Here is a 15,438-nt window from a genome sequence, read left to right on the forward strand (position 1 = left end):
CTCGCAGAGGGTGGCGAAGAGCCGGTCGACCGGGACGCTCAAGGCGTGGGCGAGGGCGTGCCAGGTTCTGAGGGTTCCGATGGTGCGGCCCTGCTGTCGGCGTACTCGGCTATGTGCAGAGCTGCGTACGGATGAACGTGCAGAGCAGTGAGCCTTGTGAAGTGCGAGCGTCGTGGTTCGAGATGATGGAGAGGTGTCTCTTCGCTATTTCAATCAGACCGGCTGGACCGCGATCTTCAACGGCACCGACACAGAGATCGGCCGCATGGTGCGTGTGGAGGGCTGGGACCAGGCGACCGGGACGGCCCTGGTCGTCGATCCCAAGCGCGGCGCCCTGCGTGCGGTGACGGACTATGAGGACTTCTCCCACCTGGAGCGAGCCGACCAGGTCGTGGCCGCGGTGCCTGGTGGAGGGTGGCGGGTGCACTGGAAGGACGAGGGACCGGGGGGAACGCCGCTGACGGAACAGGTGCTGGCCTGGCTCATCACCTCGCAGGGGCGGGCGACGGCCATCACGGTCGATGCCCAGGGGCATGTCGAGGATGCCGATGGCGCCGATGCCTTCATCGCGCCGGGCGAAGATCCGGTGCACTGATCGCAGCTGGTCAGGCCACGTCGTTCTCCCGCTCGATGGCCTGGAGGCGGTTCTTGAGCCGGTAGCTGGGGCCGTTGATGGAGATCACTTCGCAGTGGTGGAGGAGTCGGTCGAGAATCGCGGTGGCGAGGACCTCGTCGCCGAAGACCTGGCCCCATTCGCTGAAGGTCTTGTTCGAGGTCAGGATGATCGATCCCTTCTCGTAGCGCTTGGAGATGACCTGGAAGACCAGGTTCGCCTCGGCTCGTTCGAGGGGCTGGTAGCCGACCTCGTCCACCACGAGGACGCCGGGCCGCAGGTAGGTGCCGAGCTTGTTCGTCAGACGCCCGGCGGTCTCGGCAGCCTTGAGGTTGCGGACCATGTCGTCGAGGCTGGTGAAGTAGATCGAGTAGCCGGCCCGGCAGGCCGCGACCGCCAAGGCGACGGCGATGTGCGTCTTGCCCACCCCGGGTGGCCCGAGCAGGGCGGCGTTCGCCTTGCCCTCGACGAACGAGAGGGTGGCGAGGTCCTTGACCTTGCGCGGGTCGAGCTCGGGCTGGAAAGGGAAGTCGTACTCGTCGAGCGTCTTGTGGTGCGGCAGCTTCGAGAGCCGCAGGCCTTGGCGGAAGCGGCGGTCGTCGCGGACGGCCAGTTCCTCGGAAAGGACCAGGTCGAGGAAGTCGAGGTAGCCCATCTTCCCCTCGTCGGCCCTGCGGGTGTATTCCCTGATGGTTTCCGCGAGGTGGGGCAGGCCGAGCTTGCCGGCCGTGTTGCGGATGCGGGTGGAGACCAGCTCGCTCAAGACGTTTCCCTCGTGCTCGGACGGGTGGTGAAGGGGCGGGTTCCGGTCAGCTCGTCATAGACAGACAGCGGCCGGCGACCGACCTCGATATGGGTGGCCGCGGCCCGGTTCAGCAGAGCCTGCAAAGGCCCTGCCTCCTCGCCCCGAGGACGTTCGCGACGGGGCTGTGGCAGGACATCGCCGGTGGTGGTCCGGCGTCCCTTGCCCGTGGGCAGGCCGTCCCAGTGGGCCTCTTCGACGACGCGGACGCCACGGCCGATCGCCCGCGGGTGGATCGCCAGCAGCGTCTCGCCGCTGGAGTCGGCGATGGTGGAATGCAGCATGATCTGCGACTTCGTGGCCCGGATCTCCACCAGCTGCCGGGGGCGGACCCTGCGGGCGGGCACCGAGTAGAGGTTTCCGCTGAAGGCGACCAGGCAGTCCTTGCCGACCGGCCGCAGGTGCCGCTCGGCAACCAGATACGGGGTCGGCGGCAGAGGCCTGAGAGCCACGTGATCACGGGCCGCCCGTTCCCCGATGATCTGCTGGTGGGTCCTGTGGGCCTGGGCCCGTCGCTGCGGGACCCAGGTAATGAAGGCGGCGTCCATCTCCTCGACGGAGGAGAAGGACCTGCCGGACAGGACGTGGTCGCGGACGATCAGGACCTGGCGCTCGACGCGTCCCTTGCCGGTGGGCCGGTAGGCGGCCAGGACGTCGATGTCGAAGTCGTAATGGCCGGCGAACCCGACCGCTTCCGGGTGCAGCGGGACCGCCTCGCCTGGGGCGACGTGGCGTCGGACGACGGTCTTCGTGCGGTCGTAGACGATCGTCATCGGCACCCCGCCGAAGTGGGCGAACGCGCGGCGGTGGCAGTCGAAGAACGGCTGCAGGTCCTGGCTGGTGGTGAAGCAGCAGAACGGGTCGCGCGAGTACGACAGCGTCATGTGGAAGGAGTAGACCTTCGGGATGCCCATGTGGGCGAGGATCTTGCCCTCGTCGCCCCAGTCCACCTGGGCCTGGGCGCCGGGGATCACCTCAAAGCGACGGTACATGCCCGCCAGCTCATTCGGCGTGATGCCGAGTTCCTCGGCGATCCGGGGTCGGGCTTCCTGAACGTAGAGCTTGGTCCGCTGGTAGTTGCCGGTGAACCCGTACTCCGCTGCGAGCCGCTCGTGGATCACGGCGGCCTTCATCAGGATCTCCGCCCGCAACATCGAGTCGACCAGCGGCGCGAACTCGTCGATCACCCTGACCCGTGACCGGCCGTTCGGCGACCGGCGTGGAGGCGCGGCGGGGCCGTCGGCTGCCAAGTACTTGCTGACCGTCCGCCAGTTCAGGCCCGTCTCCTTGGCGACCTCCATCAGGAACCCTGCACGTTCATCCGTACGCGGTCCTGCACGTTCACGTGTACGCCGACACCTGCTCGATCTCGATGAGAGTGCGCCTGGCCAGGCCACTGCGGCGGGCCAGCTCGTCGTAGCTCCAGCCGCGTTCGCTCCTCAGGCGCGCGAGCTCCAGGCGGAGCGCGGCGAGGTTCGGGTCGGGCGGGAAGATCGTCACCCCACCATCCGACGGTGCAGAACCCTGCCCTGTCAGTGCAGACCTCTGCCCTATTTCCGCAGGTGGCCGCCATACGGTGGAGGGCAGAGGTCTGCACCACGGTGTGCCGCCGACACTCACCCGCTTCCCGCACGGAGCGGATCGGGATCTGACGCTTGGGCAGGAGGAATGGACGCCTCATGAGGCTGTGCACGCTGCGCCCTCACCCGGGCTTCGGTCCACTCGTCGTTCTGCTCGGCCAGGACCGCCCCGACCAGCCGGATGACGGCGGTGCGGTCGGGGAAGATGCCGACCACGTCTGTGCGGCGGCGGATCTCCTTGTTCAGCCGCTCCTGCGGGTTGTTCGACCAGATCTGTCGCCAGATCTCACGCGGGAAGGCCGTGAAGGCCAGCAGGTCATGCTGGGCAGCGTCCAAGTGGGCTGCGGCTTTCGGGAACTTGGCCTCCAGCGCGTAAGTCGCCGCGCACAGCACCTGCTGGGCGAAAGCGGGCCCGCCCCGGCCGAGGGGAGACAGGCCGCCACCACGCGCGAGCGCTGGCAGCAGGTCCACGCCCTGCGCGAGCGCGGAGTCGGACTTCTGGAGTGCGCGCGGCGACTGAACCTGGCCCTCAACACCGTCAAGCGCTACGACCGCGTCGCCGAGCCCGAGCGCCTCATCCGCGCCCCCAAGTACCGGCCCACTCTCGTGGATCCCTACCGCGATCACCTGCGCCGGCGCCGGCTGGAGAACCCGGCCGTCCCTGTCACCCATCTCCTCCAGGAGATCAGGGAGCTGGGCTACACCGGCAGCTCGAACCTGCTCGTCCGCTACATCAACCAGGGCCGCGTCGAGGCGGACCGGCCCGCACTCTCGCCCCGGCGTCTGACCCGCTACCTGCTCACCCGCCCAGACCGCCTCAAAGACCACCAGCGGGAACGCATCGAGGCCGCCCGCACCGCCTGCCACGAGATGACCGCTCTGGCCGACCTCATCCACCACTTCGCCGTGCTGCTGGATCCCGCCGACGGCAATGCCGCCCTGCTGAGCACCTGGATCACCTCGGCCCAGGCCGAGGACCTGCCCCACCTGCATGCCTTCACCCGGGGCCTCGAGAAGGACCACGCCGCAGTCGACGCCGCCCTCACCCTGCCGCACCACAACGGCGGCACCGAAGGAGTCAACAACAAAACCAAGCTGATCAAGCGCCAGATGTACGGCCGCGCGAGCTTCCCCCTCCTCCGCCACCGCATCCTCCTCGCCTGACCACACCCTCCGTCACCACCGACTACGGAACAGACCCGCTCGTTTGACAGACCCTCCGGTGGGAGACGCTGTCCACAGGCCAGCAGGCCGTCAACCGGTCCCACGCGAAGATCCGGGCCCTGGTCGGGCAGGCCGTCGCCACCCTCAAGTCCTGGCGGCTTCTCCGCAAGCCCGCTGCTCGACCACCGGCATCACGAGCCTTGTTCAGGCTGTCCTCACCCTGCATCTGGCCAGCTCAGGCTGAAGATGGAAAAGGCTCACTGACGTTGCCGTCAAGACGCCACAGGCGCCCCGCCAAAGAATTGGTGGGGCGCCTGTCGGCGTAACGGAAGACCATCAGCAATCTATTTGAGCGGGGCCCTCCAAATCTCCACGTCACGCGACAGGGCAATGGACCACACATCCCCTGGCGCCGGAATTCCAGGATCACTCAAACGCTCATCTATCACGTGAATGAGTGCGCGGGATTCAGGGATCCAGAATCTCCTATAGCGCGATCGCGTAGCATCCTCGATCGCTTCCACCCTGACGCCAACTTCAAGGACGGATTGCATCAAGCCGGAGAAATGGATTCGATCCGGGAAGGCTCCGTACGCACGGAATAGCGACTCAGGAATCACATCCCCGTGAGGCAGCGGCAATCGGTGCACCTGGACACTAATCCCGACACAATCCCATGATCCTTCGGATCGCAGGAATGACAGCTCCACGAGACCATAGTCTCGACGCATGCGACCTTTGCGCACATCATCGACGTACTCGTCGCCGAGGGCCTGCTCCCATTGAGCAGGGCTGGACCCCAACCCCAACCCTCGGACTTGACCAGTCACGGACACATCGCTGAAGAAGCTCAGACCAGTCACCCCATCTTCTCCAATGCCTTGATGAGGAAGTGTATCTCGGCTGCCCGATTAGACTGCATACCAAACTCTCCCGCATTCATGCTGGCGCGAGCTGACTTGGCCTTATCGATAATATCGGCCCTTAGGCTCGGATTCGAATGGATCTCATCCAGAACCTTCTGGACCTCTTTCGGGCTAGCCGTCCCGGTCCGAAGGCGAATGCCTTGAGCACCAATTCCGCCTTGACCATTCGGGAAGATCCTGACCTCATTCTTCCCAATGTGGACATGAGCCCCCTTGGTTGCCCAATCCTGGTATGCAACGGACGCGTGAATGCATCCATTGGAATTGTGCACCAGGACCGGCGTGTCCCCCGCCAGCACATAGTACGTGTGGAGGTCGTCCACCGTCAGGTTGTACGTGCGCGCGTGCTTGGTGTAGGTGCGGTTCCCCGCCACGATGACGGTGGCGTTGTCGTCCGTGAGGAGTGTCATGCCCGACTTGAGGTCGCCGGCCTCGACCCATCGCTTCTCGGACGGGGACCAGAAGGGGTGCTCGTGTGTCGCTGTGAGCTTTTCTGTTCCATCCGGGGTTGCGATCGTGAGCTCGTTGAAGTGCTTGTCGTCCGTGGTGACGATGAGGCGGGTGACCTTCCGGGGTCCGGTTTCTCCGGTCTCTGGGTCGGTGGCCAGGACTTCGTCGCCAAGCTCTACATCTTCAATGTCCTTGGTCGCCCCGTCGGACATGAGCACGTCGGTTCCAGCGAGGAAGCACTTACAGGGTCCCCCTCGTAGTGCTGCTCGCGCGCCGCGTGATGCCGCGATGGCCTCGGGGAGAGCCTTGAAGACAGCATCCGCCACCTTGTACCAACTGTTGTCAACAGCGCACTTTTCGGCGTTGTGGAGACAGTAGGTGGCTGCGATCTTCTTGGCGCCGGCTACATCGCGGGTATTCACCCAATGGCGATAGGCCGCGGAACAGCCTGCTCGGCCGTAGCAGGCCATGGCGGTCCGGTCGCCGTCGCCCATAGGCGTGTCCCAGTAGTCGCCTCCGTTCACCCGGTAATAGTTCATCCAGGCTCGAGTGAGGCGGTCTTCGTCGTCGGTGGTCGGCCCCATGGCGAGCAGCGCCTTTTCGAGCTCGCGTGTGACGTCGCCGCTTTGGTGTGAGCTGGCTGTTCCGTCTGAATCGCCACCACCGCCGGTGTTGATCTTGTCGGGTTGGCCGCTCTGGCCGCCACTGGGGTTGGTGGGGCAGCCGTCCTGGTTGGGGCCGCTACCGCAGCCCAGGCCGAGGCCTGACGGGTCGGAGAAGGTAACGGGGTTCTGGGCGCCGTAGCTGTAGCCGCTGAGCGTTTGGTGCTTGTCGAGTTCCAGCAGGGGGTCGACGCTGATGAACTGGCCGATGGTGGGGTCGTACTCGCGGGCGCCGATATGGGTCAAGCCGGTCGTGGTGTCTGCAGGCTTGCCGAGGAAAGCCTTGTCGTCCGGCCATGACGTCGGTGCTGACCCACGGGATGCGCCGAAGGGAGTGGTGTAGCGCTTGGTGACCGCCATGGTGGTGGCATCGAGGACGAGGCTTGATGTGCCGTGGTGGTCGCCGGCGAGGAAGCTGAGCTTGCTGCCGGTGACGCCTGCTGTGGCAGTGCGCAGGGCGATGGTCTGGCCGGCGGCGGTGTAGTAGCGGGTGCCGGTCAGGGTCTTGGTGGTGCCCTTGGTAGTGAGGCGGACCTCGGTGGCGCCGAGGTAGAGGACGGCGTCGCCGTCAGCCGTGGTGTTGCGGCGGATGAGGAGTTCGCCAGCAGCGTCGTAGAGGTAGCTGGTGCCGGTGGCGGGCTTTCCGCCTGCGGCGGGCTCGGACGTGCCGACGAGTTTGCCTTCGGTGTTCCAGGTCAGGGTCTGCTGGGCCTGGGTGCCGGGACGGCTGGTGGTGTTACCGGCTTCGTCGTAGCCGTAGGTGCCGGCCCTGGCTCCTGTGGTCGAGACCACAGGGTGGGGCTGGTTGTTGGCTGTGCCGTAGGTGTAGTCGGTGGTCTTGTCGCCTGCCGTGGTGTGCTGGGTTTCCAGGTCGCGCTGGCCGGAGCTCGTGTAGGTGTAGCTGGTCCAGTAGGGCGCTGCGCCGTCGAGGTTGGCGACGGTGCGTCCGCTGGTGTCACAGCTGGCGGTCTTCGGAGTCCATGCGTGGCTGATTCGGCGATGGGTGTCGTAGGTGAAGCACTGGTAGTCGGCCTTCGAGGTGCCGCCTTGGGTGGTGGCGTCGAAGATCGAGGTGACGTTGCCGGCCTTGTCCTGGGTGTACTTCAGCTCCTGCGGCATGTAGCCGTGGACCGTGTCAGTGACGTAGGAGCGGGTGAGGCGGCGGGTGCCTTGCTCGTAGTCGAAGCTGAGGTAAGCCTTGGCGTCTGTGCTGTTCCTGCCCAGGGTGAGCTGGCGTACGTCCCCGGTCTCGGAGTACAGGGCTGCTTGCAGGTACTGGCTGGTGCCCTGGGCCGTGAGCTGCTGGCCGGTGGCGTTGTACGTGTTGGAGACGATCTCCGAGGGCAGACCGGCGACAGCCGGGCTGCCGGTCTGTGTCACCAACCCGGCGAAGTCGTACGCGGTGGAGAAGGACAGCGTCTGCGGGACACCGGCAGCGATGAGCGGGTCCCCGGTGGGCAGGATCAGCTGGCTGGCGGTCGGCCGGTAGAGCGGGTCGTAGGTGGTGACCTTCTGGGTGTAGGCCTTGCTGTTGGTCTGGCCGAAGCCGTTCTCGTAGCGGACGGCCGTGTCCTGCTGGCCCTTCTGGAGAACGTCGAAGGTCCAGGCGGCGAGCTTGGTGGCGTCGGTCTTGGTGCCGTCCCAGAGGCCGGTCTTGCGGCCGAGGACGTCGTACTCGGAGATGAGTTTGTTGCCGGGGCGCGAGTCGCTGGAACCGACGGCCTGATCGAGGTCGTTGTACTCCGTGGTGGAGGTGCCGGTGTCCGGGTCCTTGGCAGTGACCTGGCGGCCGAAGAGATCGTAGGTGTAGCTCCACGTGGCCTTGTCGGGCCCTTCGACGGTCTTCTGCTGGCCTGCCGGCGTGTAGGTGTAGTCAGTGGTGGTGTAGTTGCTGCCGGTCGGCTCGGTGCTGCCGTATTCCCGGCGCTGGGTCACCTGACCGAGGGCGTTGCTGGTCACGGCCGCAGCTTGGCCGCCGGCCGGTGCTGAGGTGGCGACCGTGTCGCCGGTGTAGGTGGTGTTGATGGTCCACAGGGGGACGTTCTTGGTCTTGGTTTCCGCCTTGACGGCGCGGGCGGCGCCGTCGTAGGTGGTGTCGACCTGCATCGGGGCCTGGCCGCCGTCGGTGGCCACGAGGCTTCCCGAGGGGGCACTGGCCTGGTCCCAGATGTCGGACAGTGCTGATTCGGCGAGGCCGCGCTCGTCGTAGAGGGTCTCGGAGATTAGTCGGCCGCCGATCGGCGAGGGGGACTGTGTCTGACGGGGCCGCAGGAGGGAGTCGTAGATCTCGTAGGTGGTGTTGTATCCGCTGGCGTCGCCCTTGAGCGTGCCGGTGGAGACCCAGGAGGGGTCGGAGGCGGTGACGCTGTAGGCGTAGACGTAGTTCGGGGTCTTGCCCAGGGATTTGGAGCGGTTGGGCAGCCAGACCTTGGTGACGCGTCCGAGGCTGTCGTACTCGCTCTGGGTGACCTTGTTGTTGGGGTCGGTCACCTTGGTCGGGGCGCCGGTGGCGAAGTCGACGAGTGTGGTGGTGATGTGGCTCTTGGCGTTCTCGGCCGTGGTGCTGGTGAGCGGGCCGGTGGCCGTGGGGGTGTAGGTGCTCTTCGCGGTGAGGGTGTCGCTGGTGTCCTTGACTTCCAGCGGGCGGCCGAGGACGTCGTAGCTGGTGGTGGCGACCTTCTGCCACACGGGGTTGTTCGCGGCGGTGTAGCTCTTCGCGCGACCGATCCACTGTGCCTCGCCCTTGGTCGGGGTCTGGGTGGAGGACCAGGTGGTGGCGTCATAGGCGGTGGCGTCGTCGGAGATGACGTCGCCCGGGCGGGTGGAGTCGGCGGGCAGGTCGAGTGCGTCGCCGGTGATGGCGCAGGGCTTGGCGGTGACGCGGGTGCGGGAGACGAGGTTGTTGATGCCGAGGCTGTCGTTGCGGGCGTACCAGGTGCGGGTGCACTTCTCGTCGCCGGTGACGGCGTTGTCGCCCTTGTCTTCGACGGTGGAGGCCATGCCGTAGGCGTCGTAGGTGGTCGCCACGGTGCGGACCCGGTCGATGGGGGTGCCGCTGGTGGTGATGTTCGTGCGGGCGTGGCTGGCGCCGGTGCGGACGAAGTAGGCCTCGGTGTCGGCGTAGGACTTGTGCTGGGTGGCGGTGCGCTGGGACCAGGGGTCGTAGACGGCGCCGGTGACTTCCTGGGCGCCGTTGTAGGTGACCGTTTCGCGGGTGAAGCCGGCGTACTGGTCGGCGTCCGTGATCGCGGGTGCCTTGATGCCGGTGACCGTAGCGGTCTTGCGGGTGTCCGGGTGCGGGGTCTTGCCGTCGCTGCCCAGGACGCGGTCACCGTTCATGCCCTGCAGGTAGACGGTGACGGTCTTGGACTGTGTCAGGCCCGTGCGGCCGGTGAGGTGGGTGACCTTCTCGAAGCCGCGCCAGATGGACCAGGTGCGTTCCTTCTCCTTGACCAGCGGGTCCTCGTTGTAGTGCCAGGCCGCGCCGGAGTAGGTGTAGGTGTGCTCGACGGACTCGGCTCCGCCTTCGGGGTCGCTGGTGGACACGGTCCAGACGGGGTACTTGTGGAACCAGTCGAGGATCGGGTCCTTCTCACCGTTCGGGGACCAGTACACCGGGTAGCAGCGTCGGGTGTTGGTGTCGGCCTTGGGCATGGTCTGCCCGGCCACGCAGTCTGCGGCCATGTAGGTGACGATGGTCTCGGCGCCGGTCTCCGAGGTGATGGTGCGCAGGCGCGGCCTCTCCAGGGAGAGGATGTCGTCGGTGGCGCCGTCGACCCTGTTGGGGCGGAACTCGTGGCTGAACTTCACCGGGTCCAGGCTGAGGTCGGTGCCTCGCTTGCCGGTGTGGCGGATTTCGGAGAGCCACAGGGACTGGTCGGTGGAGTCGCCGGTGTCGCCCGGGTCGAGATACTGCTGCGTGAGTGCCCAGGAGTCCACTGACTCGTAGAGCGGGGTGGCCGCGGCGGCGTTCCAGGCCTGGGTGGAGATGCCGGTCATCCGCTTGCGCGTGTAGAAAGTGGGCCCGGTGTTGCCGGTGCACTTCTGGTCGGCCTTGCATTCGGCGTCGAAGGGCACGTCGGGCCAGTTGTCGCGGGTGGCATCGGTGAGTGAGCCGCAGTCGCCGATGATGCAGCGCTCGGCGTAGCCGAAGACGACCTTGTTCGACGCGGCGGGAGTGCCGGTGAAGAGGGCGCCGGCGCGCTGACCGTACCGGATCTCGCTCAGGTAGCCGCCGCGGGTGTAGGCGGTGCCGTCGTTGTCGTCTCCGAGCATGTCGTAGTGGTTGGTCTCGGCGGTGTACCAGTACGACATGGCGTTGCTGTGAGTGTCCTCGACGTAATCGAGGTTCCACCGCCAGGCCTGCTTCTTGTGCCGGTCGGCGAAGGCGGAGCCGTCCGCGTAGCCGGGTTCGCCCGCGTCGTCGCCGAAGACGGGCACGGTCCACACCGAGTTCGTGCGGTCCGATGCGCCGGCGCCCTCGAGCTTGTTGAGGCCGAAGACGTACTTGGTGCCGTCGCCGGTGATGACGGTCCAGTGCTCGCCGTTGTCGTCACCGTTGTCGGCTCCGGTGGCGACGGTGACGGTGGAGGCGTCGTCGTTCTTCAGGCGCCACTTGCCCGAGGTGTCGTCCTTGACGAGTTCGGTGGCCTTGCCGTTGAGGACGAGGGAGGCGTTGTCGTACTTCCAGCACAGGTCGAACTTGTCGGTCTGGCCGTCGTCGTCGCAGGAGCCGTACTTGCGCTCGATGTAGGAGGAGGTGATGTCGAAGCCCTCGCCGATCACCGTGCTCTGGTTGTTCGTGGACGCCGTGCGGCCGTCCACGCTCCCGGAGTCATAGGCGATCTTCAAGTCCGGCTTCGGACCGGCTGCGGAGGGTGGAACGCGCAGCGGGTAGGACCAGGTGAAGGTGCCCGACGAGCCGCCCGCCTCCCAGGAGGAGGAGGACGCGAGCGGGGTGGCCTTGTAGTCGCCGCCGCCGGACTTGGTACCCGCGGCGAGCGCGAGGACCATCGTCTGCCCGGCGGAACGCGGCGCGGCGAAGCGAGCCGAGGCGCCCGAGGAGGAGGTAAACGTCAGCTGGGTGCTGAGGTTCTGCTTCTTACGGTGGTTGGTGAATTCGAGCGGGGTCCGGGCACGGCACTTCGCCGACGCGGGTGCGGTCAGGGCGCAGTCGGGCAGGCGCAGCACCTGAAGGCGGCCGGCCCAGTCACCGCCGTAGGCGGAAGCGAACGCCGCGTAGTTGATCCCGAGGTCGGCCTGTCCCCCGGCAGCGGGACCGGTGACGGTCAGAACGACGCCCTTGACCCCGAGTGCGGCTGTCCGCTGCTGGTCCAGGACGTTCACGGTCACGGCACCAGCACGCTGGGGTGCTTTCTTGCCCTTGTCGGGCTTGGGCGGAGCAATGGTCACGGGAAGTGTGCCCGGGGCCGCCTGTGCCGTGCCGGTGCCGGGGACGGTCAGGGTCGCGCTGCCCGTCTTGGGCCAGGTGACCTTGCGGTTCTGGTCGGCCTTGGCTCGTGCCGTATCCGCGCGCCGGGCAGCCGCGGCCTCGGCCTTCACGGCTTTGGCTTTCTTGCTCACCTTCGGGGTGAAGGGGGACACGTCGGCAGACTGCGGCTTCTTGAGCTTCGGCTTGCCGAGCGGATCGACGTCGGCCGCGAAAGCTACCGGGGCCAGGAGCCCAGGTATCAAGGACAGCGCGGCGACCGTGCCCAGAGACCGCGTTGGCCAGCTGCGGCGGCCGCGCTTCCCGGCCACCGACGGGAACCGGTTCATGGTGTTTTCTGCTTTCCCCTGGGCCGCCTGTGGGGCGGCGTGTGTGATGTGTCCACGGCCTGTGCCGAGGAAGGAAGACCAAGTGGATGCTGTGGGGCAGCACGCGTCACGCGTGCCGCCCCACAGCATGCGAACTACTCGGCGACTGGGTCGCCCACGACCCTGTCCATGATCTGGTTCGCGGTCATCGCCCCCGCCCAGATACGCATCTGCGTCAGCGCACCCGGCAGGTAGTGGCCTGTTGTGTCGGCTGCACGGCCGCGGCCCGCAGCGAGATCGCCACGCCCCTGCTGCGCGGTGGTGAAGGTCGGGGAGACCTGCTGATCAGCGCCCTCCAGATACAGGCGGGCAACCCCATAGCCTCCCGATTCGGCCTTCTCGGTGGCGTCGAAGACTCCGGGTTGATGGCGCTCTTTGAATCTCCTCAGGTGTCGCTCTTCAGGTGGCCAAACCTGCTCAGGTGATCTCCCCACCCATTGCGTGATCTTTCCCGGCGTGTCGAACTGGTGTCGGCGTGTCGTGGAGAGCCTGCGTGAGCACGGAGTTCGGCCTGTTTGAAGGGCCCTGGATGCTCACCTGGGAGGAAGACGTGGACGCTCACGCACTGCGTCGCCAGGGCTGGTCGATCTCGGCGATCGCTCGGCACCTGGGGCACGACCGCAAGACGATCCGCGCCTATCTGAATGGCGAACGGGTCTCCGGATATCGCCGCCAGTCGCCGGACGCGTTCATGCCCTTCTTGGAGTACTGCCGCCAACGACTCAGCGACGACCCCCACTTGTGGGCCTCGACGCTCTTCGACGAAGTGGTGGAACTCGGCTATGCGGGCGGATACTCCACCTTCACCCGGGCCTTGCGGAGATACAAAGCACGTCCGCACTGCGAACCATGCCGGGCTTCGAGCGGCCGCGACGTGGCGATCATCGCGCATCCTCCGGGCGAGGAGATCCAATTCGACTGGGTCGAGCTCCCGGACCCGCCTGCGGAGTGGGGCGTCGGTGCCAACGCACATCTCCTCGTCGGTGCCCTGGCTCACTCGGGCCGATGGCGGGCCGTGCTCGCGGAGGCAGAGACCTTTCCGCACCTGGTCCAGGCCATCGACGCCGTCCTGCGGCGCCTGGGCGGAACAGCCCGAAGGTGGCGGTTCGACCGGATGGCCACCGTCTGCCACCCGCCGACCGGACGGATCCTGCCGACCTTCGCCGCCGTCGCGAAGTATTACGGAGCCGGCGTCGACATCTGCCCGCCGCGACGGGGCAACCGCAAGGGCGTCGTCGAGAAGGCCAACCACTCAGCAGCCCAACGCTGGTGGCGAACCGTCCCGGACGGCATCAGCATCGAGGCAGGCCAGAACGGCGTCGACAAGCTGGCCATGCAGATGGACAGCCGCAAACGCAAGATCGACGGAGCGTCGACCACGGTCGCCGCGCTCGCCGAAGCCGAGCCGCTGCTGGAACTGCCGACCCGCCCGTTCCCCGCCGAGCTGGAGCAGACCCGCGTCGTCAGCCCGCAAGGACTTATCTCCTTCGCGGGCAACCACTACTCCGTTCCGCCCGGGCTGACCGGCGCCCACGTCACCGTCCGGATCCGCCTCGGCGAGGACGACCTGCATGTGGTCACCGCCGGTCGCGCGGTCATCGCCCACCACCGCCGGGCACCGGACGGGGCCGGGCAGACGGTCCGGGACGCAGGACACGTCATCGCCCTCGAACGGGCCGTACTCGCCTCGTTCTCCGAAAAGGCGCCCTGCCGCACCAAGGTCCGGCGGCCTCCATCGGCTGCGGCCCAGGCGGAAGCCGAGAAGCTTCGCGGCCGACCTGAGTCGGATGTCGCGAACCGGGTCGTGATCGACCTGTCCCACTACGCCGCCGTCGCCGACCGGCTGCGGCAGGCCCCCACCCACGAAGACCAGGAGTGTGAGAGTGAGTGACACCATGCCGATGAGCGAGGCCCGCCGCTACCAGCAGCTGCGAGGCCACCTGTCCTATCTGAAACTCAACGACGCCGCCGAAGCCCTTCCCCGCGTCCTGGACCAGGCCCGCGCTGAGCGGATGACCCTCACCACCGCCTTGGAGAAGCTCCTCGAGATCGAGGTCGAGGCGACCGAAGCCCGCAAACTCTCCTCCCGACTGAGGTTCGCCTGCCTGCCAGAACCGTGGACCTTGAACGACTTCGACTTCGCCGCCCAGCCCGGCGTCGACGAGAAACTCATCCGCGATCTGGCCACCCTGCGGTTCCTCGACAACGCCTCCAACGTCCTGCTGGTCGGCCCACCCGGCGTCGGCAAAACGATGCTGGCCGTCGCACTCGCCCGCTCCGCGGTCGATGCCGGCCACCGTGTCTACTTCACCACCGCCGCCGAACTCGCCGCCAAGTGCCACAAGGCCGCCCTCGAAGGCCGCTGGTCGAGCATCATGCGGTTCTTCGCTGGCCCTCGCCTGCTCGTGATCGACGAACTGGGCTATCTCCCGCTGCCCGGCGACGGTGCTTCGGCCCTTTTCCAGGTGATCAACCAGAGGTATCTGAAGTCGAGCACGATCCTCACGACCAATGTCGGTATTGCCGACTGGGCAGGCGCATTCGGCGACGCGACCGTCGCTGCCGCGATGCTCGACCGGCTCCTTCACCGCGCCGCCGTGGTCGGCATCGACGGACCCTCCTACCGTCTCCGCTCGCACCAGTCCCACGCCGACAACCTCCGCAAAGGAGTGACCGGACGTGCTGGTTGAATTCCGGGAGTGCCCCATCTGCTGGACGTCATTCCAGGTCAACCGCAATGCGGCGGCCCGGCACACCTACTGCACCCCCCGCTGCAAAGCAGAGGCCGCTCGGCGCCGACGCCGCGAACGCGACGAAGCCGCCGACGTCGCTGAAGGCGAACCGATGACGCCAACGTCGCCAGACCCGACACCACTCGCGCCCACGGCCGTCCGAAACTGCCCGCACTGCGACAAGCCCGTCACCATCGTCGCCCTGCTGGCCACTCCCGAGGCCGCACGACCCACCATCCCAGCAGCAAGCCGGGACGTAATCCCGATGCGCAGAAGCTGACACCGTCCGACGGGAATCGGCAGGACACGATCAGTCGCCGTTCACTACTGTCACATGGGAAAGGATGTGGACATGGCACTGGTCAAAAAGGGATCGCGGCTCATCAACGTGGACGGCACCGCCTACCGGTGGCGACTCCGCGGACGGCCGACCTATGACCAGGGACTGGTCCGGTCACCCCTCACCTACGCGGTCGAACACGCCGACACTCCCGGCACCACACTGGTGGTCACCACCAACCAGCCGCACCCGAGCAACTGGTTCGGAACACAAGGCAGCCCGATCCTGCCCGCCCAGGTGGCCGACAGCATCCGAACCGCTCTCAGCGGCGGCTGGACGCCGGCGAGCCCCGGCTCACCATTCCACCTCGACCAGTCGGCGGGCTTCGTCTCGTCCCACTGACCCACCCCGC

General features: G+C 66.9%; 8 protein-coding genes and 5 pseudogenes. 6 read left to right on the forward strand and 7 right to left on the reverse strand.

Annotation, left to right across the window (positions count from 1 at the left end; genetic code table 11):
* Nucleotides 1–96, reverse strand: a pseudogene (locus BLT82_RS38410) (XRE family transcriptional regulator); the annotation flags it as partial.
* Between the two features lie 97 nt (nt 97–193).
* On the opposite strand from BLT82_RS38410, the gene BLT82_RS34415 reads away from it, so the two are divergent.
* Nucleotides 194–595, forward strand: a complete 402-nt coding sequence (locus tag BLT82_RS34415) for a hypothetical protein (protein ID WP_241695328.1) — start codon at nt 194–196, stop codon at nt 593–595.
* A 10-nt stretch (nt 596–605) separates the two neighbouring features.
* Here BLT82_RS34415 and istB (BLT82_RS34420) read toward each other — a convergent pair whose 3' ends face one another.
* The 4 genes and pseudogenes from istB (BLT82_RS34420) to BLT82_RS34435 all read right to left on the reverse strand — a co-directional run.
* A complete protein-coding gene (gene istB, locus BLT82_RS34420) occupies nt 606–1,376 on the reverse strand; it encodes an IS21-like element helper ATPase IstB (RefSeq protein WP_093662102.1) in 771 nt (256 codons plus the stop codon).
* The gene (gene istA, locus BLT82_RS34425) at nt 1,373–2,716 is read right to left on the reverse strand and encodes an IS21 family transposase (RefSeq protein WP_167746167.1); all 1,344 of its coding nucleotides are present in this window, start codon (nt 2,714–2,716) and stop codon (nt 1,373–1,375) included. The genes istB (BLT82_RS34420) and istA overlap by 4 nt, the downstream gene beginning before the upstream one ends.
* Nucleotides 2,717–2,774: 58 nt before the next feature.
* Nucleotides 2,775–2,915, reverse strand: a pseudogene (locus BLT82_RS34430) (XRE family transcriptional regulator); the annotation flags it as partial.
* Between the two features lie 116 nt (nt 2,916–3,031).
* Nucleotides 3,032–3,364 (reverse strand): annotated as a pseudogene (locus BLT82_RS34435) (transposase); the annotation flags it as partial.
* Between the two features lie 7 nt (nt 3,365–3,371).
* Here BLT82_RS34435 and BLT82_RS34440 point away from each other — a divergent pair.
* Together BLT82_RS34440 and BLT82_RS34445 are read left to right on the forward strand one after the other, a co-directional pair.
* Nucleotides 3,372–4,159 (forward strand): annotated as a pseudogene (locus tag BLT82_RS34440) (transposase); the annotation flags it as partial.
* 56 nt (nt 4,160–4,215) lie between these two features.
* Nucleotides 4,216–4,403, forward strand: a pseudogene (locus BLT82_RS34445) (IS5/IS1182 family transposase); the annotation flags it as partial.
* A 615-nt stretch (nt 4,404–5,018) separates the two neighbouring features.
* On the opposite strand, the gene BLT82_RS34450 reads toward BLT82_RS34445, so the two are convergent.
* Entirely contained in the window at nt 5,019–11,975 is a 6,957-nt protein-coding gene (locus tag BLT82_RS34450) for a polymorphic toxin-type HINT domain-containing protein (RefSeq protein WP_093662104.1), read from the reverse strand.
* Between the two features lie 134 nt (nt 11,976–12,109).
* Entirely contained in the window at nt 12,110–12,448 is a 339-nt protein-coding gene (locus tag BLT82_RS34455; RefSeq protein ID WP_093662106.1) for a LamG domain-containing protein, read from the reverse strand.
* A gap of 59 nt (nt 12,449–12,507) precedes the next feature.
* Between BLT82_RS34455 and BLT82_RS34460 the strand changes: the two genes are divergently transcribed.
* From BLT82_RS34460 to BLT82_RS34470, 3 genes are all read left to right on the forward strand, one after another.
* The gene (locus BLT82_RS34460; RefSeq protein WP_244529886.1) at nt 12,508–13,905 is read left to right on the forward strand and encodes a Mu transposase domain-containing protein; all 1,398 of its coding nucleotides are present in this window, start codon (nt 12,508–12,510) and stop codon (nt 13,903–13,905) included.
* On the forward strand, nt 13,898–14,704 hold the full coding sequence (gene istB, locus BLT82_RS34465) for an IS21-like element helper ATPase IstB (RefSeq protein ID WP_244529887.1): 807 nt from the start codon (nt 13,898–13,900) through the stop codon (nt 14,702–14,704). The genes BLT82_RS34460 and istB (BLT82_RS34465) overlap by 8 nt, the downstream gene beginning before the upstream one ends.
* Before the next feature lie 394 nt (nt 14,705–15,098).
* Nucleotides 15,099–15,428, forward strand: coding sequence for a hypothetical protein (locus tag BLT82_RS34470; RefSeq protein WP_093662110.1), 330 nt, complete (start codon nt 15,099–15,101; stop codon nt 15,426–15,428).
* The last annotated feature ends 10 nt before the right edge of the window (nt 15,429–15,438 follow it).

The organism is Streptomyces wuyuanensis, from assembly GCF_900103455.1.
Lineage (GTDB): Bacteria > Actinomycetota > Actinomycetes > Streptomycetales > Streptomycetaceae > Streptomyces > Streptomyces wuyuanensis.

What these genes read in the sequence shown, in the direction of transcription:
- istA (WP_167746167.1), bottom strand. Translation starts at nt 2,716, where the DNA reads ATGGAGGTCGCCAAGGAGACGGGCCTGAACTGGCGGACGGTCAGCAAG.
- BLT82_RS34450 (WP_093662104.1), bottom strand. Translation starts at nt 11,975, where the DNA reads ATGAACCGGTTCCCGTCGGTGGCCGGGAAGCGCGGCCGCCGCAGCTGG.
- BLT82_RS34470 (WP_093662110.1), top strand. Translation starts at nt 15,099, where the DNA reads ATGGCACTGGTCAAAAAGGGATCGCGGCTCATCAACGTGGACGGCACC.